This is a genomic window from Myxococcus sp. RHSTA-1-4, assembly GCF_020037125.1.
Classification (GTDB): domain Bacteria; phylum Myxococcota; class Myxococcia; order Myxococcales; family Myxococcaceae; genus Myxococcus.
In genome coordinates this window covers 164,630-188,298 of sequence record NZ_JAIQDG010000004.1, presented here as the reverse complement: position 1 = coordinate 188,298, position 23,669 = coordinate 164,630, and the positions used below count along the sequence as shown (strand labels likewise).

Sequence of the window (23,669 nt, the reverse complement as noted above, 5' to 3'; positions counted from 1 at the left end):
ATCGGGGGGAATGACACGCCCGGATTCATGCGTCCCACCTCACAGGCGAGGGGGGATGATGCCCGGAGTCGGGTTGCTTTCGACAGTCCACGGCTGCCATTCCGTGGAGGGGCCCGTTGCGGCCCACCAGGTACAGGCTGACCTCGTGTTCGGCCATTGATTTCCGCGGAGGGCTCGCATCTTCTCGTAGGGCAGGGGAACCCCAGGAACCATGCTGCAACCACAGCCCGATGCCACGTTGAAGACCCGTCTCGCCCAGCTCCGTGACTGTCTTTCCACGGACCTCATCGAGCGAGAGACACCCATCCGCCTCGCGCTGTTAGCCGCGCTGGCCGGAGAGCACCTGCTGCTGGTCGGACCTCCCGGCACGGCGAAGAGTGAGCTCGCTCGCCGCCTGCGCCTGGCCTTCCGGGATGCCCCTCTCTTCGAGCGCCTGCTGACGCGCTTCACGGTGCCCGAGGAGTTGTTCGGCCCACTCTCCATCAAGGCGCTGGAGGAGGATCGCTACCACCGGCAGACGGAGGGCTACCTGCCGTCGGCGGCGTTCGCCTTCCTCGACGAAATCTTCAAGGCGAACAGCGCCATCCTCAACTCGCTGCTGACGCTGCTGAACGAGCGCGAGTTCGACAACGGCACGCAGCGGGTTCCGACGCCGCTCATCTGCGTCATCGGCGCCAGCAACGAACTGCCCGAGGGCGAGGAGTTGGGCGCGCTCTATGATCGCTTCCTGCTGCGCTGCCGCGTTCCTCCGGTCTCGGCCGAGGGCTTCGATGCGCTGCTGAACCTGCGGAGCACCCGGCCTATGGAGCCGGACGTGGCCCTGCGTCTGACGAGGGCCGAGCTGGAACAGTTCCGCGAGGCGGCTCGGGCGGTGGTGCTGCCCCCGGACGTCAGCGCCCTCATCAAGGCCCTGCGTGCCTTCCTGGAGACCCAGAAGATCGCCGTTTCGGACCGGCGGTGGCGGAAGATTGTCTATCTTTTGCAGGTGTCGGCCCTCAGCCACGGCCGCATGGAGGTGTCTGTCTGGGATGGTTGGCTGTTACAACACTGTGTCTGGGAAAAGCCCGAGCAGTGCGCCGCCATCTTCGACTGGTACCAGTCCCGGCTGGGGACGGCCTCCGCCTCGGAGCCCGAGCGCTTCACTCGACTGGTTGCGGCCCTCGAGAACCAGCTTGAGTTCGAGAAGAAGACCCGCTCCCAGGCACGGGATGAGAAGGGACATCCGCTCTACGTCGACCACAAGGGCAAGCCCACCGCCGAGGCGCAGGGCTGGAAGCGGAAGGCCAACTCGGCTCAGGAGCCGTTGTTCCTCGCGCCTCCGGGGCGGAACGCGGACCGGACCGTCGGCGGTGAGGGTATGACGCGGCAGGAGATCCGCGCGTATTTCAGTAACAACTACCATCTGGATGCCGACTGGCAGAAGTATGTCGCCAACGAGAACAACTTCTACTTCGAGTCCACGACGCTGCCGCCCTTGATGGAGCCGACCCGATATTCACAGCTCCACATCGATGGCCGTGTGCGGCAGGTGTACGAGCTGTCCGCGGAGCTGGCGGCGTATTCGCGCGGGCTCGACGAGCAGATTCAATCGGTGACCTCGGTGGTGGAGAGTCATCTGTGGATCGCCCCGGGCTTCTCCCGCCCCGCGCGCGCCAACCTGGAGCTGCGCCGGGAGCACGTGAAGCGCCTCGAGGGCCGGCTGACAGCGCTCCACGCGGGGTTCCTCGGGCTGCCCCGGAGTGAGGTGTGAGCGCCGTCAGCGCCTTCGACGCGGGCGCCTTGGAGCAGCGCTACACGCTGCTGGACCGGCTGCCGGAGTCGCTCTTCCACGCCGCCGCGACGCACCTGCACGGCACGCTGCGGGAGCGGGTGGACGGGTTGCTGCAATGGCATGACGCGCTCCTGAAGGGGGCGCTGCCCGAGCTGGACGGGCTGAAGTGGCCGGACCGTTCGAGCGCGGAGCTGATTCGCGCCGAGCTTACCGCGCTGCGTCTCCCGCACTTCTGTCAGGGCGAGAAGTCCCTGGTGGAGGCGCTGCTGCTGGATGTGCTGGAGGCGGCTTCGACGGGCATTCTTCCCCGCTCGGAGTGGCAGGCCCAGTTGCTCCAGCAGTTGCGGGAGCAGCGGGGGCCTCGCGTTCGGAGGAAGGTGTCTGGGCGGGCAGCGCCGGCCGAAAAACGTGGCCAGGGTGCCTCTGGGACCGGACACGCCCGGGAGCGGGAGGTTCCTCCGGGGGAGGGGGCGTCCGCGAGTGGAGGGGGCACCTCCCCGGGAGAGGGGAGTGGGGACGCCGGTGGTGTCGCGGAGCAGGAACTGGATGCGGAGACCCTGGCGGAGCTCGAAGCCGAGGCTTCGCGGCTCGCGGACCTCCGGGTGGCGGACTCGATCCGCAAGAGATTGCGAAGTCCCTGGGAGGAACGCGTTCGTCTCTGGGCCGACCTGGAGGACGTCTTCGGCGAGCTGGCGATGCTGCTGGGGCGAGGCTGGGACCTGACGCGCGGCCTGCTGCGCTCACAGGGCTGGCTGGAGGTGGTGCGGCTGCGCGAGCTGCTGGAGCGGCTTCCCGCACTGCGTGAGCTCGTCCGGGTGCTCGGGAGGATGCAGACGTCGGAAGACCCGAACGTGCCTCCCGTCATGGAGTCCATCATCGGTCCCCTGCGGCGCATCTTCGAGGAGCGCCGCGAGGTATACAGCCCGCTCGCGCGCTCGGAGACGCGGGGCATCGAACGCTCGGACGACGTGCAGCGCATGTTACCCTTCGAGGCCGCACTGTTGGGACATCCGGTGTTGCGGCTGCTGTGGCATGCGCGCCGGGCGGAGCGGGCGCTGCTCACCTACCGGGTCGAGGGGCTGGATTTCGAGCGCGTCCAGGTCGAGACCGAGGTGCACGCGTCCCAGCAGCATGTCCGACCCGCGGAGACGCGAGGGCCCATCTTGATATGTCTCGACACGTCCGGTTCCATGGAAGGCACGCCGGAGGTGGTCGCCAAGGCGCTGGTGCTGGAGGCGATGCGCGTGGCCTTCGGGGAGAAGCGGGCCTGCTACCTGTATGCCTTCAGTGGGCCAGGTGACGTGGCGGAGCACGCACTGGAGATGACGGAGGCCGGGCTTACCCGGCTGATGGCCTTTCTCACGCAGTCCTTCTCGGGAGGCACGGATGTGACGGCACCCCTCGTGCGCGCCGTCTCCAAGCTCGACGCCGAAGGATGGGAGCGTGCGGACCTGTTGCTCGTCAGCGACGGCGAGTTTGCGGTGCCTCCAGCCACCCGCGAGCTGCTGACCCGGGCCAGCTCACAGAAGGGGCTGCGGTCTCACGGCCTCCTCATCGGCGCAGGGGAGGGGGCGGCAATGGCGGCCATCTGTTCGCCAGTGCACCGTTTCAACGACTGGTCGGTACTCCTGGGCAATCACTCCGCGCGGTGACACTCCGGCGAGCCCCCGGTGTTCCCTGGGAGTCCACCCCAGCGGAGACATACCCATGGTTCGCAGGCGCGTCATCGCGTGTCTGACGAGTGCGCTCGCACTCGGCGGATTTTCCGGATGTACGGACCCGATTCAGACCGAAGCTCGGGCACCGGAGGTCCCGCCCACGGCGGAAGCCCACGCCGTCACCCAGTCCCAGGCTGAACTGGGAAGCACCCACACCGGCAGAAGGCTTTTCAGTCAGGCCTTTCCCGACACCAATGGGCGCTCCTGTGCCACGTGTCATGTGCTCGATGAGAGCACGGCCCTCAGGCCCGCGAACGTCGAGGCGCGGCTGGCCGCCAATCCCAGCGACCCGCTGTTCAACCGCATCGACGCGGATGACCCGAACGCGGCCGTGCCCACCTATGAGCACCTCAAGAAGGGGCTCGTCCGCGTCGTGCTGCCGCTCCCCGCGAACATGGACGTCATCGACGTCGACGGCAACGTCGTCACTCCTGCTGACCGGAAGGTCGCCGTCTGGCGCGCGGTTCCGAGCATCCAGGACACCGCCATCACAGGCGCATTCCAGTACGACGGCCGCGAGGCGAGCCTGGAAGGGCAGGCGCAATCCGCCATCACCAGTCACAGCGAAGGCGGCCAGGTGGCGCTGTCTCAGTTGCGCGCCATCGCGGACTTCCAAAGGGGCGTGTTCTCGTCACCCCGCGCACGGTTCGTCTCGGAATGGCTGGATTATGGCGTCCCGCGTGAGCAGGTCCCCATCCCGGAGGACTCCATGCCGCTCACTGCCCAGGAGCGGCGCGGCCGGGAGGTCTTCAAGCTCGCCTGTCAGGGCTGCCACGGTGGTGCACCGATGACCGACATCACGCACCCCGGGCTGAACGAGTTCGCGCGGCAGGGCCGCGTGACAAAGCCCGACGGCAATGTCGTGTTCAGCATCATCCCGGGTGTCGGCCCCGTCCCGGTGACGGCGTCACGCGCGGATGACAAGTTCATCAACGTGGGGGCTGGGCTCTTCTCCTACCTGGGACAGATTGGTCAGTTCCCGGCGTTCAACGCCCCCGTGGAGTTGCCGCGGTACCGCTTCCGCTTCTACACGGACAGCACGCGCCAGCAGCAGGTGACGGACCTCCCGCCCATCCCGGTGACCGCCAGCGGTCACCCATACGACGTGAACCCGGCGCTGGACGAGAACGGGGCCCCCATTGTTGGTCCCAACCTCCTGCCCCAGTGGTTCACCACCGATCCGGGCCGCGCCCTCATCACCGGAGACCCACTGGACTTCGAGGCCTTCGACGTCCCGGCGCTTCGAGGCGTCGCGCGGACGGCACCGTACTTCCACGACAACAGCCATGAGACGCTGCGGGACGTCGTCAACACCTACAGCCAGTTCATCCTGCAGTTCACCCCTCCGTTGAACCTGCCCGCGGTCCACCCGCCGGAGACGCCCACCGGGCCCCCCGAGTCGCTCAGTCCCGCCCAGAAGCAGGACCTGCTCCAGTTCTTGAACAGGCTCTGAGCGACCCGGGCGCGTGCGCTACGAGGTGACGGCGTCGTACTCCTCCCAGTTGGGGATGGGGGGAGGGATGTCCTCGGCGGGACGTCCCTCCTGCCGCGCCAGATGGCACTCCAGCGCCCGGTCCATCATCGGGGAACCCCAGCTCCGCACCGATGCATCGAGCAGGGCGGAGAGGTCCTCGGTCGAGCCCAGCCGCGAGAGCGCCCAGGCCGCTTCGTTCAATTCCGCAATGCGCTGCCTGGAAGGCCGGAGTTCGTCCTCGGCGAGCACCTTCCTCAGCACGGGTCGGCTGGCGTCCGCGTCCACATGGGCAAGCCAGCGCACCGCCTCGGCGCGCAGTCGCGGCTCGGAGGGGTCGAGGGCTGTCTGCTGGACCAGCGGGAGCCACTCGCGCTTGCCCTCTCGTGCGAGGCACGCGGCCGCGCGGAGGCGCACCCGGGCATGGTTCGAGTGGACCAGGGAAGTAAGCCGGTCGCACCAACCGGCCCCGGTTTCGCCCAATGCGAACAGCCCCTCCAGGGCGGAGGCCCGTGCCTCGTCATCCGTGCCTCGCAGCGCGGCCAGGAACAGGGGACGGTCTCCAAGCTCCGGCTCTTGGGCCGCGCGCCGGAGGACGAAGCGGACGAGGGGCGCGTTGTCGGGGTACCTCGCCGCGACGAGAGTCCAGCGGACCACCATGTCGCGGTCGTGGTCTAAGAGGTGGTCGAGCAGCGCGCGACGTACCCCCTCCGCGATGTTGAAGTCGCAGAGGAGGGAGCAGAGGAGCGGGCGGGCGTCCCGCCATTCCACCAGCAATTTCACCGCTCGGGAGAAACCCGGTGGGCTCCTCATGATTCTGTAGGAAACGGTCTGGGCAACGCTCTCCGCGCGCGCGATGCGGCGCAGGCGGCGCAGCAGCACTTCCTGGCCGAAGTGGGCGAGCAGGTCCGGAAGCGGCAGCCGGAGCAGGTCAGCGGCACATTGCTGGAGCTGGGGATTCGCGCGGACAAGGCGTGCCAGTTCTTCGGCGGACATGATCCGGAACTCGAGCCATTCCAGCTCCTGGGTGGCCATGTCGCGGAGCCACTCATCGAGGAGCATCCCTGCCTCCGGGCGTTCACGATGGGCCAGCGCCACCTTGAGGTTGGCCTCGCTGCCTCGGGGCCCTTCCGCCGCGAGTTGATGGCGGTCGCACGAGTACCAACGCGTGTAGAGCCACTCGACGAGCGGGGAGGGCAGGGGTGTGGTTTCCGTAGCGGTAAGCACGCTCGTCCGCTCATGGGGCGAGACCTCTTGCAATGCGGCCTCGGCGGCTGCCCATGCATCCTCCGTTTGCGCCAGGGTGAGGACGGATTCCAGCGGTGGGCGACAGCACGGACACATGTGCGACAGGGGCAGTTCGAGCAACCGGGTGAGCTCTGGCCCGGAGAGCCGCTGACCATGCGTCGCCAGGACTCGTAGCGCCACGCTTCGAGTGGTGAGGTGCTCCCGGGAGTCGAAAACCAGCGGGAGCAGGAGCGAGGACAACTCCGGCCCTCCGAAGATGCCGAGCAGGCGGACGAGCCGGCGCCGAAGCTCGGCGTTCTCCGGTGGAGTTGTTCGCAGGATGGACAGCAGTTGCGCGCGGATGTTCTCGCGCGAGGACCACACCAGACTGGGGATTGGGGACACTCCAGACGCCGAGTTGGGGCCGGCTGGCGAGACCGGCTGCGAGGATGCAGGAATGCCCGTAAGGTAGCCGGCGTCTGTCCCGACGGCAACCCGGGCTGAAGGAATGGCGGTCATCGTGAACAGGAAGAGCCCAGGAGGTGCATCGTGATGGCGGAGCGCGTGGCGGACCTGCTCCGTGAGCTCGCGGCGGTACTGCCGGCCGAGTCCTTCGTCACGGACGCGGACGTCCTCGAAGCGCATCGTCGAGACCAGGCCGAGTGGGCTCCGGCCGGAGTGCCTCACGTCCTGGTCCGCCCGTCCTCCACCGCCGAGGTGCAGGCCACGCTCCGCGTCGCCTCCGCCCTCCGCGTTCCCGTGGTGCCGCGAGGCGCGGGCTCGGGGTTGTCGGGTGGCGCGAATGCCGTGGACGGTTGCATCGTCCTCTCGCTCGCGCGGATGAACCGGGTGCTGGAGGTGGACCGGCGCGGCATGTTCGCCGTCGTCCAGCCCGGCGCGCTCAACGCGGCGGTCAAGGCCGCGGCGGCGGAGCAGGGGCTCTGGTACGCGCCCGACCCCGCGAGCTGGGAGTTCTCCTCCATCGGCGGCAACCTGGCCACCAACGCGGGCGGCCTGTGCTGCGTGAAGTACGGCGTGACGGGGGATGCCGTGCTGGGGCTGGAGGCCGTGCTCGCGGATGGCTCGGTCGTCCGCACCGGCGGGCGCACGATGAAGAGCTCCGCTGGCTACGGCCTCACCCGGTTGTTCGTCGGCTCCGAGGGGACGCTCGGCGTCATCACCGAAGCCACGCTGAAGCTGCGGCCCCGGCCGCCGAAGGCGACGACACTCGTGGCCTCGTTCCCGACGCTCGTCGGCGCCGGGGTGGCGGTGACGGAGATCATGGCCTCCGTTCGCCCCTCGCTCCTGGAGCTCATGGACCGCGCCACCGTCCGCGCCGTCGAGTCCTTCGGCTCCATGGGCCTGGACGTGGATGCCGCCGCGCTCCTGCTGGCCCGCTCCGACGCGGGAGGCGAGCAGGGCATCGCGGAGATCTCCCAGATGGCCGCGGCCTGTGAGGCCGCCGGAGCCACCTTCGTCGCGCACTCCGCCGACGAGGCCGAGGGTGAGCTCCTGATGCAGGCCCGCCGGCTCGCCTATCCCGCGCTGGAGAAGCAGGGGGCCACGCTGCTCGATGACGTGGGGGTTCCGCTCTCGCGCATCGCGGACCTGTTGGCCGCCGTCGAGCGGATTGCCCTGGAGCGGGGCGTGCTCATCGGCACCTTCGGCCATGCGGGCGACGGCAACATGCACCCCACCGTGGTCTTCGACCGGAACGACCCGGCCGAGCTGGAGCGGGCGAGGGCGGCCTTCGACGACATCCTCCGCGCCGCGCTCGAGCTGGGCGGCACCATCACCGGCGAGCACGGCGTTGGCGCGCTCAAGCGCCCCTTCCTGGGCGAGCAGCTCGGCCCGGGAGGTCTCCGCCTCCACCACGCCATCAAGGCCGCGCTGGACCCGCTCGGCATCCTCAACCCCGGCAAGGTGTTCTGACCTCCGGGCCGGCGTCCGTGCCAGAGTACGCCCCCGGAGACACCCCATGCCCCGCCTCGTTCCACTCCTCGCCGCCCTCGCCCTGGGAGCCCTCGCCTGCGAGCGGAAGGCTCCGCCCGCAGCGCCGCCGGCGCAGCAGGCCGCCCCCCAGCAGCGGATCGCCTCGGGGTCGGGCCCCATCGTCATCGGCACCCTCGGCAGTCTCACGGGCTCGGAGGCGTCGTTCGGCACCGTGGTGCTCGACGGCATCCAGTTCGCGGTGGAGGAGGTGAACGCGGCGGGTGGGGTGAAGGGCCGGAAGGTGGAGCTGCGCTCCTACGACAGCCAGGGCCGCATCGAGGAGTCCGTGGCCGCCGCCCAGCGCCTGCTCACGCAGGACCGCGTGGTGCTCATCCTCGGGGACGTGACGTCGTCCGGCTCGCTGGCCATCGCGGACGCGGTGCAGGCGGCGCGGGTGCCCATGGTGACGCCCTCCTCCACGCACCCGGACGTGACGAAGAAGGGCGACTACATCTTCCGTACCTGCTTCATCGACCCCTTCCAGGGAGGCGCCATGGCGCGCTTCGCCCGGGAGAACCTCAAGCTGGACCGGGTGGCGGTACTGCACGACGCCAAGAACGCGTCCTCGCTCGGTCTGAGCGAGGCCTTCCAGGACGCCTTCAAGAAGCTGGGCGGCACGGTGGTCGCCGTGGAGAGCTACGCCAAGGGTGACACCGACTACCGCGCGCCGCTGCTGGCGGTGAAGAAGGTGAAGCCGCAGGCCCTGTACCTGCCGGGCTTCTACAGCGAGGTGGGTGTCATCGCCCGCCAGGCCCGCGAGCTGGGCATGACGCAGCCCCTGCTGGGCGGAGATGGCTGGGAGTCCGACCGCATCTTCGAACTGGCGGGCGGCTCGCTGGAGGGCGCGTACTACTCGTCGCACTACGCGGAGGACAACCCCGCGCCGGAGCTGCAGCGCTTCATCTCCGCGTTCCGCACCCGCTACGGCCGCTCACCCGAGGCCGCGTCCGCGCTGGGGTATGACGCCGCCCGGGTCGCGCTCGCGGCCATGGAGCGGGCGGAGTCCCTCACCGGCCCCGCCATCCGCGACGCGCTCGCCGCCACGAAGGACTTCCCCAGCGCCACGGGCACGCTCACGCTCGATGCCAATCGCAACCCCGTGAAGCCCGCCGTCATCCTGACCATCCGCGACGGCAAGCGGAAGTTCGCCGCCGCCGTGACGCCCTGACGTCACCGGCGCGTGCTGCTCGCACCGCGAGCCTGGCGCGCCGGCTTCACCACGTAGGCGCCCGTCTTCGGGTCCACCGACGTCACCGGGAGGTGCCGGGCCTCCTCGAAGAAGGTGTAGGCCGGCTGGAGGCTGCGCCAGAACGCCACGAGCGGGTCGGTGCTCGAACGGCCTCCCTCCAGGGCCTTCATGCCCTTGTCATCGAGCCGGCGCGGGAAGATGTGGATGGGGACGTTCCGCTTCGTCTTCTCGCGGGTGTCCAGCACCATCAGGTACAGCTCCTGGATGGGTTCATCCTCGATGGCGATGCAGCCGATGCTCACGCAGTCACCGTGGACGAAGATGTTCCCTCCCGGGTCCGCGGCCGTCTTGTGGCGCTTGTCCGCCTCGTTCGGATAGCTGACGCGCATGGACAGGTGGTAGTCGCTCCACGGGTTGAACAGGTCGATGGTGTAGAAGCCCTCGGGTACCTGCAGGTCGCCGCGCTGGCGCTTCGGCCCCAGCTCGCCCGACGCGGCGCAGAACGGGTACGTCTTCACCTTCACCAGCGGGCCCGCCTTCGCGCCCGCCCAGACCTCCAGCTCGCGCTCGTGCTTGAAGGCCCGCACGTACATCTGCTCCGGGGGCCAGGCCACCCCCGCGGCCTTGAAGAGCCCGGCGACGACGGGCGCCTTGCTCTTCCTCGCGGAGGCGACCCGGGGGGGCTCCGCGTGTGCGGAGAGGGCGAAGAACATCAGCAGGCAGGTGGCAAGCGTCCTCATGCCGCCTGGGACACCCCGGGTGTGCCGGCCGTTCCCCGGGCCTTGCTCAGCGTGCATGCCGCTCCCTCCTCAGGGGTCTCCAGCGGTAGGCGCACTCGGTGAGGTGCAGCACCGAGTCCAGCCTCGCGCCCGGAGCCAGCGGCCCCTCGTCGAAGTACTCGCAGTAGAGCTGGACGGGCCTGACGAAGCGCGCGTTCCATGGCTCGCGGTCGATGGTGAGCACGTAGACGAACCCCTCCGCCACGCCGAGCGCGTCGTAGCACTCGACCAGCGGCTCGTGCAGGTCCTCCAGCCCCCGCCACACGCTGCCCGCGGGGGGCAGGGTGCTCGGGCGCGTGTCGAAGACGCCCACCAGCCGGCCGCCGGGGAACTCCGGTTCCGGGTCCACCGTGGTCGTGAGCAGGTCCCCCTCGCGGGCCATCACCATCCGCGCCTCGCCGAACTCGTGGAACTTGAACTCCTTCAGCGCGTTGCCCACGCGGCGCATCACCGGGTCGTTCGTCTCACTGCGCACGAAGTAGCCGCCGCGCCGCCAGTCCCCGTTCGCGTTCCGGTAGCGCACCGCCGCGCGGTAGCTCACCTGGTAGAAGCACACGCCCAGCAGCGGAATCAGCCCCTGGGGCCGCATGTCCCGCAGGGACGACATCAGCACCTGCACCCACGCGGTGCCGTGGAATACCTCCGGCTCCAGCGGCGCGGGCAGCAGGCGGGCCAGGCGCTCCGGCTCCACCGCGTAGTTGATGGACACCGCCTCCACCCAGTGCGTCTGTACCTGGGTGAGCCAGGGCACTGACGGGCACTCCTCCATGCCCGGCGTGGTGGGGCTCGGGTCATGCGCTCCCGCGAGCGCATCGTGCGCCAGGCGCAGGGCCTCGTGTCCCGCCGGGCTCAGCGACCACAGGCGTCCCTCCGCGCGAGCCAGTCCCGCGCCGGTGAGCCCCCGCAACACCGCGCCCGGGTCCTTCACCCCGGCGTCCGCCAGCCGCTGGCGGAGCGACTCCTCGGGAAGCCCGAGCGGCTCCACGGCCAGCGCCACCAGCGCCGCGAGCGACTCCGGGCTCATACCAGCCGTGCCCCGACGCTCCCCGAGGCCAGCCTGCGCAGGCGGGCGCGGTGGAGGGCGAACCCGCCGCCGAACTGCACGGCGAACCACAGCCCCGCCAGCACGAGGAAGGCCTGGTCCGGAACCCGGGTCATCCCCAGCGCGGCCAGCGCGAAGGCGGCGGCCACCAGGAACCAGACGCGGCCCATCAGCGCCCCCATCATGGAGAACGCCGTGGCGAAGAGGACGCAGGCCATCGCCGGCATGAAGAGCCGGTCCAATCCCAGCAGCCAGTTGATGAGCGCCACCAGCACCATGCCTCCGATGAAGGTGGTCCAGATGGCCCAGATCTGCCGCTCGACGAAGGAGCGCGCTCCAGCCGTCTGCCCGCGCTTCAGGATGAAGATGGTGAGGATGTTGAAGCCGAGCAGTCCGGCCCAGAGGAGGGCGTAGGGGCCGGGCACGCGGTGGCCCTGGCTCCAGAGCCAGTGGGTACCCACGAAGCCCCCGGCGTTGACGAAGGCGTGGAGCATCCAGATGACGCCCCAGTTCTGCAAGGCGGTGTCGTCGCGAGCCTGGGCGACGACGCGCCGGATGAGCTCGAGGGCCTGGTTCGCTTCTGCGCGGTTCATCGTGCGCGGCAGTGTATGCCACCGCCACGCGTCCTGCTGGGGCCCGCTCCCGGCGAAAGGCCCGGGGCGGTAGAGTGCCCGGCGGCGCCTCTCCCAGCGCCCAGGCGGGAGCCCCGTGACGAGACGCTTCAGGCAGGTGGCCGGCATCACCCTGTTGGGCCTGGCCATGCGCCTGTGGGGCGCCCTCGCGCAGCCCATGGACTACGACGAGCCGTTCTATCTCGGCGCGGGGCTGGACTACGCACGGTTGATGCGCGACGGGCGCTGGGCGGACATCCCCCGGTACACGCTCAACATGGAGCACCCGGCGTTTTTCAAGCTGGTGTACGGCGCCGCCATCGCGTCGCTGGGGCCGGTGCCGGAAAAGCGCGAGGTGTTCCAGGGCAACACCTTCTCCCGGCCCGTGGGCCTGAGGTACGGCGGCACCGCGCGTGGAATCTCCGTCCTGTTCGGCACGCTCGCGGTGCTCGTGCTGGCGCTGGCGCATCCGCTGGCGGGGCTGGCGCTGGCGCTGCATCCGCTCGGCATCAAGTACACCAGTCAGATCTATCTGGAGGCGCTGCCGCTGCTCACCAGCCTGCTGGTAGCGCGCTACTACCTGCGCTGGCGCGAGGCGCCGCCCGGGGCCGCGCGTTGGGGGGCTCTGGGGCTGTCCGGCTTCTTCCTCGGCATGACAGCGGCCTCCAAGTTCGTCTATTGCGTGGTGGGTCTGGTGGTGGTGGCCCACGCCGTGGGAGCGGCCCTGCGCCAGCGGCGGGGCGGGTGGTGGCGGCCGCTGCTCGCCTGGGGCGTGCTGTCGCTGGCGACCTTCCTCGCCCTCAACCCCGTGCTGTGGCCCGCGCCGCTCACGCTCCTGTCGCGGGTGCTGGACTACCACGTCGGTTTCTCACAAGGCGGCTACGTCCAGGCGCGCGCGTGGCCGGTGTGGCAGCCCCTGGCCTGGCTGGCGATGCCGCTGGGGCCCGCGGAGAACTTCCTCTACGGAAACTCGCTGAGCACCCTCCGGCTCTTCAACGTGAGCCTCACCGCGCTGGCGCTGCTGGGACTGCCCCGTCTCTTCCAGCGCGACCGGTTCCACTTCGTCTGGCTGGTGATGGGGCTCGTGGTGGTGCTCTCCTGGCCCACCAAGTGGGCCCAGTACCTGCTCATTCTCATCGTGCCCCTGTGTGTCTCGGCGGGCCACGCGCTGGAGGCCGCGGGCGAGTGGCTGGAGCGCTGGGAGGAACGGCGGGTCAGCGCCTGAGGATGTGCGGCCCGGGGGCGGACCTCGGAGCCGGGAGGGTCCACCTCGTTCGGCCAGGGGATGTGGCCGAACGAGGGGATGCGGGGTCCCCCGAAAAATTTACTCGCCGAATTTCCCGCAAGCGCGGAGGGTCTTCTCCGACCGCGCGACCCGGCCTGGAGACACAAATGTCTCGGCTATTTTGATTTCAAAACGATTTCAGGGATTCCTTGCGGGATTCTATTTAAAGGAAAAATCCTTTATCATTGAACCGTCTCCCCCCCACAGCACGTCGTCCCCCATCACCGTCAGGAGCGAGGATGTCTCAGCTGAAGAAATGGCACCGGTTGGTCGCAGCAGCGGCAGTGGTCCTGAGTGGGTCTTCCATGGCGGGTGAGAAGGATGATCCCAACGGCCGCCGGCGGGCCATGGACGAGTGGTACAACGAGTCGTACGGCAAGACCTACGGCAAGTCGAAGAAGGGCGGCCCGTGGTCGGCTGAGTTCCGCAGGCACATGAACGAGGCCGCGGCGAAGGAGCGCGCGAAGTACTCGTCGCTGCTGCCGGGCACCGCCACCTCCATCACCGCCTCGGGCGACCCGACGGCCGCGCTGGCCGCCACCGGCACGACGTGGGTGAACATCGGCCCCACGAAGTCCGACTACATCCAGAACGGCAGCTACTCGCTGAACAAGACGGACACGGGCCGCGTCCGCGACATCGTCATCGACCCGACCAACCCGTCCATCATCTATGTCGCCTTCTCCGGCGGCGGCGTCTGGAAGACCACCGACGGCGGCGCGACCTGGACTCCCAAGTCCGATACGCTGGGCAGCCTGTCCACGGGCTCGCTGGCGATGGACCCCAACAACAACAACACGCTGTACGTGGGCCTGGGCGACCCGTTCGACGGCACGGGCATCGGCCTGGTGAAGTCCACGGACGGCGGCAACACCTGGTTCAACCCGGTGTACCTGGGTAGCGCCACGGAGATTCCGGACCTCATCGTGGCGCCGGGCAACAGCAACATCGTGCTGGCGGCCACCAACGCGGGCCTGTTCCGCTCGGTGGACGCGGGCGCGACCTGGTCCGCCATCTCCCTGAGCACCGGCTACACCGGCGCCGCGTACGGCTGGTCCATCGAGTGGGCCGGTGGCACGAAGTTCGTCGCCGCCATCGACGCGGACCCGGCGGCGGCCAGCGGCACCAACCAGGGGCAGATCTGGGTCTCCAGCGACAACGGCGCCACCTGGACGCGCAGCACCGGCATCACCTCCAGCGCGGGCATCGAGCGCATCACCATCGCCTCGGCGCCCTCCAACCGCAACACGCTGTACGCGCTGGCGGCCAACCCCAGCGGCGGCCTGGCGGACATCTTCAAGTCCACCAACGGCGGCACGAGCTGGACGGCGCTGTCCGCCGGCGGCAAGCGCTACAAGAACGGCAACGCCGAGGGCCGCACCGTCAGCACCATCTTCAACGGCCAGGGCTGGTACGACCACATGATCGTCGTCCACCCGACGAACCCGAACCTGGTGTTCTTCGGCGGCGCGCTGCACATGGCCAAGACGACGGACGGCGGCACCACGTACTACCAGGTCACCAACTGGCTCGGCCAGTTCAGCCTGCCGTACGTGCACGCGGACTTCCACGCCGCGGCCTTCGACGCGTCCGGCAAGCTCTACGTCGGCAATGACGGCGGCATCCACGTCTCCAGCGACAGCGGCGCCACCTTCAGCGACGCGCTCAACGTGGGCATCGCCTCGCACCTCATCTACGACATCGGCATCTCCGGCGCCAACCGCAACGCCGTCATCGCGGGCCTCCAGGACAACGGCACCCGCGTGCGCGTGGGTGACACCGGCGTCTACAACCAGGAGATTGGCGGCGACGGCTTCGACTGCGAGATCCACCCCACCAACGCCAGCCTGATGCTGGGCTCGCTGTACTACTCGCGCATCCAGCGCAGCACCGACGGCGGCCTGAACTGGGTGTCCTCGTGCTCCGGCATCACCGAGTGCAACAACAGCAGCAGCGCGCCGTTCGTCACCCGCATGGCGCTGGGCCCCGCTGACGCCACGGGCAACACCGTGTTCACCCACACCAACGCCAAGGTGTACAAGTCCACGAACTTCGGCAGCTCGTGGACGGCGCTCGGCACGAGCGGCCTGCCCACCACCAGCCTCTACCTGCGCAACGTGGGCGCGGCGAAGTCGAACGCGAACGTCATCGGCACGGTGGCCAACGGCGGCCGCGTGTTCCTCACCAACGATGGCGGCTCCACCTGGACCCAGGCCGCGGCGCTGCCGAACAACGGCCTGAGCCTGAGCGACATCACCTTCGACCCCACCGACGCCAACGTCATCTACGTCGGCTCGGTGGCCGCGGACGGCACGAAGAACCACCTGTGGAAGTCCACGGACTTCGGCGCCAGCTGGACGGTCATCGAGAATGGCCTGCCCGCCGGCGTGCCGGTGAACACCGTCACCGTGGACCCGGGCAGCAACGTCACGCTGTACGCCGCCACGCACCTGGGCGTGTACCGCTCCACCGACGCGGGCGCTTCCTGGACCCGCTTCGGCGCCGGCATGCCGCTGGTCAACGTGACGGACGTGCAGATCCTCCCGGACTCCAGCCTGGTGCGCGCCGCCACGTACGGCCGCTCCGTCTGGGAGCTGCGGCCGTAATCCCGGCCACACCGGCCTGAAGTGACGGGGGCTCGGACCACGCAGGTCCGGGCCCCTTCTTCTTTCAGGGCCTCCGTCCCCGATGTGGCCTCCACGACGTGGCAGCCGGTCCCCTCGAGGTCTCGGCGCCTGGACCTGCCGGGAGCGGGAGCCACTGCCCCCGGCCCTCGCTCAGGGACTGTTCGAATAAAGGCGGACGCCTCCCGTCCATCTTCAAGAACAGGACAGCGGGCCCGAGAGCCCATGAGGACACCGCCATGAACCGCATCTCTTCCGCACTGGTCGCCGCCCTTCTCTTCGCTGGCAGTGCGCAGGCCCAGGAGCGGCGCAACCACACGGAGCGTGCGCAGGACCGGCGCGAGATTCGTCAGGACCGGCGTGAGGTGAGGGACGACCGCCGCGACCTGGAGGAACTGCGCGGCGTCCTCACGCGCTTCGACAGCGCCTGGTCCCGCCGCAACGAGCGCGACATGTCCGAGGTGGAAGCCACGCTGCGCAAGCTGCTCCGCGCCGAGCTGGCGGAGAGCCACGCCGAGCTGGAGGCGGACCGGGCCGAGGCCCGGCGCAGCTACCGCGAGGTGCGCGGGGCCCGGTGGGAGGCCCGCGACGACGCGGGGTGGCGCCGGCGCAACGTGGATGACCGGAAGGACCTGCGGGACGACCGGCGCGACGCGCGGGACGACGCGCGGGACGTGAGGGCGGAGGCGGCCATGCTGCGCACGCGCAAGGCCATTGCCCGCGAGCTGGCGGCCATCGAGGGAATGCGGCAGGGCGGGGCGCTGCACCGCAAGCGCGACCTCATCGTGGAGCTCATCCAGCTCGGTGAGAAGGAGCTTCGTGATGGAAAGCAGGAGCTGCGCGAGGACCGGCGCGAGCTGCGCGAGGACCGCCGCGAGACGCGTGAGGACCGCCGCGACCCGTACGGGCACCGCCGCCACACCGTCGGTGGTTGGCGCCGCGCATAGTCCCGGAGGGTGACTGTCGCCTGGGGAGAACGCTGTTCTCCCTTTCGCCGGAATCAGGCGTGGTGTTTGCCTGTCGCTGCTGGTGGGCCTGGGGCTGGAGACGTGGCTGCGCCTCAGTCACGCCTTCGCGGGCACGGGCTCGAAGTGGATGCGCCCGCCCCCAGGGCGGGCGAAGAAGAGGCGCACCGTCATGTGCGGGTACGCCTTGTGCAGTTCCTCGGCGGCGTGGCGCAGGTCGGTGATCTGCTGCTCGGCGATGAACTCCGGGCCCAGGGCGCCGTGCCGGGCCCGGTAGTAGCCGCAGCCCGCGTGGGCCAGCAGCAGCACCTCGGTGATGTGGTGGCCCTCGATGAGGAAGCGCGCGGCGCGGGTGACGACGTCGCTCTCCAGGTAGTCCGCCACCCAGCGGTTGAGCAGCGCGGGGCCGCCGGGAATCGTGAGCGTGTCGATGCGGTCGTGTCCCAGCGCCTGCGCCAGGTCCTCGACGCCGTCCGTGAACCGCCCGTCCGAGCAGTAGATGGCGAGGACCGTCGGGTGCGTCTCTTCGTAGGGGACCTTGGAGATGAAGGGCTGTTCGTCGGACATACCCTCCACCTTATCCGCCACGTCAGGCCGGGTGCAGCACGATGGGGAGGGTGGCGGGGCCGCGGACCACCAGCGTGCGGTGCCACGTCATCGGCTCGGGGCCGCGCTCCAGCCGGCCCACCCGGTCCAGCAGCGTCTCCAGGGCCAGCCGTCCCTCCATGCGCGCGAGCTGCGCGCCCAGGCAGAAGTGCACGCCGTGGCCGAAGGGCAGGTTCTGCGGACCGGGCCGGTCCATGTCGAAGCGGTCGCCGTCCGGGAACTGCGCGTCGTCATGGCAGGCCGAGCCGATGAGCACCAGCACGCGCGAGCCCGCGGGGAGGTGGACGCCTCCCAGCTCCACGTCCTGGGTGGTGACGCGGGGGGCGGCCTGCGCGGGCGGCTCGTAGCGGAGGATTTCCTCGATGAATGCGGGGATGCGCGAGCGGTCCGCGCGCAGCGTGGCCAGCAACTCCGGCTGCTCCAGCAGCACCACGAGCGAGGCGCCCAGCATGTGCACCGCGGTCTCGATGCCGCCCACGAGCAGCAGGGAGCAGAAGGCGATGAGCTCGTCCTTCGTCAGGGACTCGCCCTCCACGCGGGCACGGACGAGGTCGCTGAGGATGTCCTCACCGGGCTCCACGCGGCGCCGGTCCAGCAGCTCGCCGAAGTAGCCCTTCAGCTCCTTCACCGCGTCGCGCGCGAGCTGCTTGCGGTCCTCCTCGTCCGGGCGGACGGTGGTGACGCCGCCGGTGATGAGGTCCGCCCACCGCTTGAGGCGGGTGTGCATCGCGGGCTCCACGCCCAGCAGGTCGCCGATGACGCTGGCGGGGATGCGCAGGGCGTAGGGCGGCATGATGTCGAAGGGCTGGTCCAGGGGCAGCTCGACCACGGCCTCTCGGGCGAAGGTGCGCACGCGCTGCTCCATGCGGGCCATGGCGGTGACGCCGAAGGCGCGGGAGACGAGCCCCCGCAGCCGCCCGTGCTGGGGCGGGTCCATTGCGAGCATCGACTCGGAGAACGGGTTGCCGCCGAGCCAGGGCGGGTTCGTCGCCGCGCCGAAGCCCTTGGACGAGAAGACCTGCGGGTTCTTCAGCACGTGCATCACGTCTTCGTACCGGGACACGGCCCACATCCCACCCGGGTCCACCTGGCACACCGGGGCGTTGCGGCGCAGGTCCGCGTACGCGGGGTACGGGTTGGTCTTCAGCTCGGGTGACAGCAGGTTGTAGCGGGCGGTCATCGTGGGCGTCTCGCGGGTGGGGCCAGTCAAGGAGGATACGAAGGAAAAGGCCATTCCTGGCCATGGGAACGTCCGGTACCGGCGTCCGGGCCACGCGCGTCCCGGTCCGAGACACCCCATGGATGGCCCCGGGGGCTCGGCGGGCCGGCCGCCCGGCTTCAGGGGCCCAGGGGCATGCACATGATGGGGGTGGTGTCACCCCTGGAGGGGGTCCACCCCCTGCCGGGCTGACAGGCACCGCGCCGCATGTCAGCCTTCACTCATGAGGACACAGCCCATGAAGAACAAGAACTTCCCCGGCAAGGCGTCGACGTCGAGCTGGCGTCCGCCCTGGCCCAAGAAGCAGGGCAACCCGGTCTCGAAGATGACGCAGGTGGCGGGGCGCCGCATCGGGGGCGCGCTCCGCGCGGAGCAGGCGCGCCAGCAGAAGCGCCGCGACAGCCGCTGACACACTTCTTTACACGGGCCGGGTGGCCAGGGGAGCGCGGAGGCGTTAGACACGCGCCATGGCTCTTTCTGGACTCCGACTCGAGCGGGTGCGCGCCTCCAGGCAGTTCGCGGACGGCCGCTTCCGCAACACGGCGCCCGTTGGCCCCGGCATCCAGGGCAACCCGCTGCCGTTGCTGGGTGAGTACTTCTTCAAGGGCGCGCAGCGGACGCCCCCCGCGCCCCTGCCGCTGCTGAGCCCGCTGGAGGCGTGGACGCGCCGGCCGGAGAGTGGCTTCCGCGTGACGTGGCTGGGCCACAGCACGATGCTCCTGGAGCTGGACGGCGCGCGCATCCTGACCGACCCCGTCTTTGGCGAGCGTGCCTCGCCGATGGCCTTCGCCGGGCCGAAGCGGTTCCACCCGGTGCCGGTGCCGCTGGAGTCCCTGCCGGAGCTGGACGTGGTGCTGGTGTCGCACGACCACTACGACCACCTGTGCCGCGCCACCATCGCCGCGCTCGCGAAGCGGCGGGTGCCGTTCATCACCGCCCTGGGCGTGGGTGCGCACCTGGAGGCGTACGGGGTGGCGCCGGAGTTGATTACCGAGCTGGACTGGTGGGAGGAGGCGCGGGTGGGGCCGGTGGGCTTCACGGCCACGCCCGCCCAGCACTTCTCCGGCCGGGGCCTGGGGGACCGGAACGGGACGCTCTGGGCGTCCTGGGTGCTGACCACCGACAGGCGCCGCGTCTTCTTCAGCGGGGACACGGGGCTGACGTCGGAGTTCGAGGAGATTGGCCGCCGGCACGGGCCCTTCGACCTGGTGATGCTGGAGGTGGGCGCGTACCACCCGAGCTGGGGCGGCATCCACCTGGGGCCGGAGAACGCGCTCAAGGCGCACGCGATGCTCGGCGGCGGCCTGCTGATGCCGGTGCACTGGGGCACCTTCAACCTGGCGCTCCACGCCTGGGACGAGCCGGCGGAGACGCTCGTGCGTCTGGCCGAGGAGCAGCGCGTGCGCCTCTTCACGCCGCGCCTGGGCTCCGCCGCCGAGCCCGCGCACGTGGAGAGAGCGACGCCGTGGTGGCGCGAGGTGGGCGCGGTGGAGCTGGCGATGCGGCCGGCGACGGGCGGGTAGGGGAGACGGCGGGTCTGCTATCGCGCGGCGCGCGCCGCCATCCACCGCTCGATTTCAGCGAGCTCCGCGGCGCGCTTTCGCGGGAACCTCCGGTTGTACTCGCGCGCGGCGTCAGCGAGCCGCCGCGCCTTCTCCAGCTCCCCGGCCTCGCTCGCGAGCGCCTGGGCGAGCGCGAAGCGCGCATCCGCCAGGTCGTCATCGGACGTCCCGGCCGGCTGGCGCTCGAGGAGTGCGACCGCGCGCTCCAGCGGCGCGCGGGCCTTTCTCGGCGCCTTCAGCCCCAGGAAGTCCCTGCCCAGCCCCATCAGGTCGATGGCCACCGGTGGGCTCTCCGGACCCAGGGCCGCTTCACGAATGGCGAGCGCGCGCTGGTGATGTTCCGCCGCTTCCGCGTAGCGCCCCTGCTTCGCGAGCGCGCGCCCCATGCCCGACAGCGAGGCCGCGAGCTTCGCGTCCCGGGGCCCCAGCTCCTTCTCCCGGATCTTCGCCGCGCGCTCGAAGGAGTGGAGCGCCTCCTCCGCGCGGTCCAGCTCGAGCAGGAAGCCTCCCAGGTTGTGGAGGGTCCCCGCCGTCATCGGGTGCTCGTCGCCGTAGACGCGCTGGAAGATGCCCAGGGCCCGGCGCCCATGCTCCAGCGCCCGCTCGGGGGCGCCGGCCTGCACATGGTGGACGGCGATGGTGTCCAGGACAACGGCCAGGTTGGGGTGCTCCGGGCCATAGGTCCTTCCGTAGACGGACTCCGCTTCGAGCAGGAAGGGAAGTCCCTCCTCAGGGCGCCCGAGCAGCCCGAGCATCTGGCCCACGCTGAGCAGGGCCGTGGCGAGCTCCGGCTCCTCCGCGGTGTAGACCTTCCGAGCCATGTCGAGCGCGCGGTGACTCTCCGCCAGGGCCTCCTCCATCCGGCCCCGGGCGCGATGCAGACTGGCGAGGTTCATGGAGAGCGTGGCCTCGATTCGCGCATCGCCTCCCAGCCGCTTCAGGGCCGCCGCCGCGTGGCGTGGAGTCTCCTCGTCCGGGTCCAGGTCCGCGCCCACGAAGCTCAGGAGCCGGACCAGCCCGGCCCAGGACTCCGCGGCCTGCCGGTCATGCCGGCTCGCCTCCGCCGCCTGGATGGCCCGGTGCAGCGTCCGGATGGCCTCCCGGTACTGACGCGCCTGCCCCTGCGTCTCCGCGAAGAGGTCGAGGACCTCGGCCTCCAGGGGGCCGTAACCCACGTCGTGGGCCTCCCGGGCCACCGCCGGCGCGAGCTCCAGCGCGAGCTTCACCTGACCGGCGTTGAGCTTCGCCCGCACCGTGGCACGCCGGGTCCGGAGGTCTTCCATCCGGCGCCGGGTCTCGTCATCCAGGGGAGGGGGCTCGGGAGAGGCGAGGGTCGCGATGTCCGCGCACGGGGCCAGACCCTCCAGGCCATGGGCCGCGCGGGCCGCGTTCTGGATGACCTGGGCGTCCGCGGCCGCCAGCGTGTCCACCACGGCCGCCAGGTCCTTGAGCCGCTGGTCCAGGCAGACGACACGCCGGTCGAGCAGCCGCTCCGGCTGGTGCCCCGCCACCCGCGTGGCCACGCACGCCTCGTGGCTCGCGGCCACCCAGTCCCGCGAGTAGCCGTCCAGCGTGCGCTCCACCTCGCTCCAGGCGCCGCGGGCGTAGGGCAGGGGACTGGCCTCGAAGACGGCCCGCACGGCGCTCTTCCGGGGCGCGTCCCAGACGCCGGCGAGCGCCTGCTCGCTGCCTCCACACGGGTCCCCCGACGTGGACCGGTGGAGGACCGCTCCCCCGGCGACGAGCGCCAGGCCCGCGGCGACGGCCACGCCGGCCCGGCGCCACTTCGCGCCCGGCGCGGCGCTGAGTCGCCGGAGCAGCACGTCCATGGAGGCATGTCGCGCCTCCGGCGACTCGGAGAGCCCCTGAAGGATGGCTCGATGCACCCACGCCGGTACGCCGGAGTCGCGCGGTGGCCGGGGACCGGAGGCCCGCTTCACTTCCTCCCCACCGGTACCGTTCGCCTGAGCGGGAGGGGAAGGCCGCTTCCCATACAGCGCTTCGTGGAGCGCGACGCAGTAGCTGTACTGGTCGCTCCGGGCGTCGGAGAGCTCCCCTCGCGTCTGCTCCGGCGCCATGTAGGCCGGCGTGCCCAGCACCAGGTCCGAGCGTGTGAGCAGCCCGTGCCGGAGGTCCCCCGAAGCCGGCTCCCGGGCGTCGTCCATGCCCTCGATGATGCGCGCGAGGCCGAAGTCGGTGATGCGCACGCGCCCGTCGCGGCCCACCAGGACGTTGTCGGGCTTGAAGTCCCGGTGGACGAGTCCCTGGGCGTGCGCCGCGGCCAGCCCCCGTCCCGCCTGGAGGAACAGCCCCAGCAGCTCACGCCAGCGCCCCGGGCCGCGCTGGCGGTGCATGTGCTCGCGCAGGGTGGTGCCGTCCACCAGCTCCATGGCCAGGAACACGTGCTCGCCGAAACGGCCCACGTCATGGATGGTGATGACGTTGGGGTGGACGACGCGGGCCGTGGCCTGCGCTTCCCGCAGCAGCCGGGCCTGGGCCTGCTCCTGCTTCGCCGGGCTCACCGCGTCGATGCGGATCAGCTTGAGCGCGACCCGCCGGTCCAGCTCGGGGTCGTACGCGGCGTGGACGACCCCCATCCCTCCCGCGCCGATGCGCTCGAGCACCACGTAGCGGCCCAGGAGGGCGCCTCGCTCGAGCCACGAGTGGACCGGCCCCGACGCCGCGTGTGGGGGGCTGGAGGGCGCTGTCCGCGCTCCGCTGGGAGCACGGGCGGCTTCCGCGACGAGCGCTCGACAGACGGCGCAGGAATCAAGATGCTGCTCCACCGACACCGCTGCTTCGGCGCCCATCTCACCTTGTGCGAAGGCGAAGAGCTGTCGGGTGTCGAAACAGTCCATGGCGGGCGCAAGATACCCGACGTGGGTGGCGGTGACGATGAACGGCACGGACCTTCAGGAAGACCTGGCCTTCGCGAGAGCCTGTGCCCGGGGCGACGCGGAGGCGCTCGCCGGCTTCGAGTCACGCTTCATCCCCCCGCTCCGGAAGTCCCTGCTCCAGCGGGGAATGGACATCGCCACCACGGAGGAAGCCCTCCAGCTGCTGCGCGTGAAGCTCTTCCTGCCCAGCGGAGAGCGGCCTCCCCGCATCGCCGACTACGGCGGGCAGGGCTCCCTGCTGGCCTGGCTCCGCGTGGCCGCCCTGCGCACCGCCCTCAATCTTCTCCGCGAGCGGAAGGTCGCGGTCGGCCTGGACGATTCCAGGCTCGAGGAGGCCGTCTCTCCCGCCGACGAGGCGGACCGGCGCTACATCAAGGACCGCTACCGCAAGGACTTCACCGAGTCCTTCCAGGAGGCGCTCAAGGCGCTGGAGCCCCGGGCGCGGACGCTGCTGCGGCTGCACCTGGTGGACGGGCTGGGCACGGCCGAGATTGCCCGGGCCTATCGCGTCGACCGCTCCACGGTGAAGCGCTGGCTCGCACAGTCCCGTGAATGGCTGCGCGGCGAGGTCCGCGCGCGCCTCGCGGCCCGCATCGGCGTGGACACGCCCGCGCTCGGCAGCCTCCTGCACGAGCTCCAGAGCCAGCTCGACCTGAGCATCCGCTCCGCGATGCGCGAACCGACGCCCGGCTGATTCACGGCCATGTGCGG

18 protein-coding genes are annotated in these 23,669 nt (G+C 70.4%); 11 read left to right on the top strand and 7 right to left on the bottom strand.

The features are described 5' to 3' along the window. The first annotated feature begins 238 nt into the window (after positions 1-238). The 3 genes from K8638_RS08440 to K8638_RS08430 all read left to right on the top strand — a co-directional run bounded on the left by K8638_RS08440 (position 239) and on the right by K8638_RS08430 (position 4,942). On the top strand, positions 239-1,750 hold the full coding sequence (locus K8638_RS08440; protein ID WP_223753918.1) for an AAA family ATPase: 1,512 nt from the start codon (positions 239-241) through the stop codon (positions 1,748-1,750). After that, the gene (locus K8638_RS08435; protein WP_223753917.1) at positions 1,747-3,423 is read left to right on the top strand and encodes a VWA domain-containing protein; all 1,677 of its coding nucleotides are present in this window, start codon (positions 1,747-1,749) and stop codon (positions 3,421-3,423) included. Before K8638_RS08440 ends, K8638_RS08435 begins: the two co-directional genes overlap by 4 nt. Positions 3,424-3,709: 286 nt before the next feature. Further along, a complete protein-coding gene (locus K8638_RS08430; protein ID WP_370643934.1) occupies positions 3,710-4,942 on the top strand; it encodes a cytochrome-c peroxidase in 1,233 nt (410 codons plus the stop codon). Positions 4,943-4,960: 18 nt separating this feature from the next. Here K8638_RS08430 and K8638_RS08425 read toward each other — a convergent pair whose 3' ends face one another. Further along, on the bottom strand, positions 4,961-6,448 hold the full coding sequence (locus tag K8638_RS08425; protein ID WP_223753915.1) for a HEAT repeat domain-containing protein: 1,488 nt from the start codon (positions 6,446-6,448) through the stop codon (positions 4,961-4,963). A 291-nt stretch (positions 6,449-6,739) separates the two neighbouring features. Here K8638_RS08425 and K8638_RS08420 point away from each other — a divergent pair, with 291 nt between their 5' ends. Together K8638_RS08420 and K8638_RS08415 are read left to right on the top strand one after the other, a co-directional pair. Continuing rightward, positions 6,740-8,119 (top strand): FAD-binding oxidoreductase, encoded by a 1,380-nt coding sequence (locus K8638_RS08420; RefSeq protein WP_223754076.1) that lies wholly within the window; start codon positions 6,740-6,742, stop codon positions 8,117-8,119. 46 nt (positions 8,120-8,165) lie between these two features. After that, entirely contained in the window at positions 8,166-9,347 is a 1,182-nt protein-coding gene (locus K8638_RS08415) for an ABC transporter substrate-binding protein (RefSeq protein WP_223753914.1), read from the top strand. 2 nt (positions 9,348-9,349) lie between these two features. Here K8638_RS08415 and K8638_RS08410 read toward each other — a convergent pair whose 3' ends face one another. From K8638_RS08410 to K8638_RS08400, 3 genes are read right to left on the bottom strand one after another with little or no spacing between them, the layout of a single operon-like run. After that, entirely contained in the window at positions 9,350-10,108 is a 759-nt protein-coding gene (locus K8638_RS08410; RefSeq protein ID WP_223753913.1) for a murein L,D-transpeptidase family protein, read from the bottom strand. A 46-nt stretch (positions 10,109-10,154) separates the two neighbouring features. Further along, a complete protein-coding gene (locus tag K8638_RS08405) occupies positions 10,155-11,171 on the bottom strand; it encodes a DUF2071 domain-containing protein (protein ID WP_223753912.1) in 1,017 nt (338 codons plus the stop codon). Further along, on the bottom strand, positions 11,168-11,782 hold the full coding sequence (locus K8638_RS08400; RefSeq protein ID WP_223753911.1) for a hypothetical protein: 615 nt from the start codon (positions 11,780-11,782) through the stop codon (positions 11,168-11,170). The genes K8638_RS08405 and K8638_RS08400 overlap by 4 nt, the downstream gene beginning before the upstream one ends. 115 nt (positions 11,783-11,897) lie before the next feature. On the opposite strand from K8638_RS08400, the gene K8638_RS08395 reads away from it, so the two are divergent. From K8638_RS08395 to K8638_RS08385, 3 genes are all read left to right on the top strand, one after another. After that, complete coding sequence (locus tag K8638_RS08395; RefSeq protein WP_223753910.1) at positions 11,898-13,025, top strand: hypothetical protein; 1,128 nt, start codon at positions 11,898-11,900, stop codon at positions 13,023-13,025. 365 nt (positions 13,026-13,390) lie between these two features. After that, a complete protein-coding gene (locus tag K8638_RS08390) occupies positions 13,391-15,691 on the top strand; it encodes a hypothetical protein (protein ID WP_223753909.1) in 2,301 nt (766 codons plus the stop codon). Between the two features lie 257 nt (positions 15,692-15,948). Further along, complete coding sequence (locus K8638_RS08385; protein WP_223753908.1) at positions 15,949-16,656, top strand: hypothetical protein; 708 nt, start codon at positions 15,949-15,951, stop codon at positions 16,654-16,656. Between the two features lie 117 nt (positions 16,657-16,773). Here K8638_RS08385 and K8638_RS08380 read toward each other — a convergent pair whose 3' ends face one another. Both K8638_RS08380 and K8638_RS08375 read right to left on the bottom strand, forming a co-directional pair. Next, complete coding sequence (locus tag K8638_RS08380) at positions 16,774-17,241, bottom strand: carbonic anhydrase (protein ID WP_223753907.1); 468 nt, start codon at positions 17,239-17,241, stop codon at positions 16,774-16,776. Between the two features lie 22 nt (positions 17,242-17,263). Further along, positions 17,264-18,490, bottom strand: a complete 1,227-nt coding sequence (locus K8638_RS08375; protein WP_305071149.1) for a cytochrome P450 — start codon at positions 18,488-18,490, stop codon at positions 17,264-17,266. Between the two features lie 247 nt (positions 18,491-18,737). Between K8638_RS08375 and K8638_RS08370 the strand changes: the two genes are divergently transcribed. Together K8638_RS08370 and K8638_RS08365 are read left to right on the top strand one after the other, a co-directional pair. Next, entirely contained in the window at positions 18,738-18,908 is a 171-nt protein-coding gene (locus K8638_RS08370) for a hypothetical protein (RefSeq protein WP_223753906.1), read from the top strand. Between the two features lie 58 nt (positions 18,909-18,966). Next, a complete protein-coding gene (locus tag K8638_RS08365; protein WP_223753905.1) occupies positions 18,967-20,022 on the top strand; it encodes an MBL fold metallo-hydrolase in 1,056 nt (351 codons plus the stop codon). Positions 20,023-20,039: 17 nt separating this feature from the next. Here K8638_RS08365 and K8638_RS08360 read toward each other — a convergent pair whose 3' ends face one another. Next, positions 20,040-22,919, bottom strand: a complete 2,880-nt coding sequence (locus tag K8638_RS08360; RefSeq protein WP_223753904.1) for a serine/threonine-protein kinase — start codon at positions 22,917-22,919, stop codon at positions 20,040-20,042. Between K8638_RS08360 and K8638_RS08355 the strand changes: the two genes are divergently transcribed. Then, positions 22,918-23,652: a sigma-70 family RNA polymerase sigma factor gene (locus K8638_RS08355; RefSeq protein ID WP_223753903.1), complete on the top strand. Its 735-nt coding sequence runs from the start codon at positions 22,918-22,920 to the stop codon at positions 23,650-23,652. The genes K8638_RS08360 and K8638_RS08355 overlap by 2 nt on opposite strands. Positions 23,653-23,669: the final 17 nt, after the last annotated feature.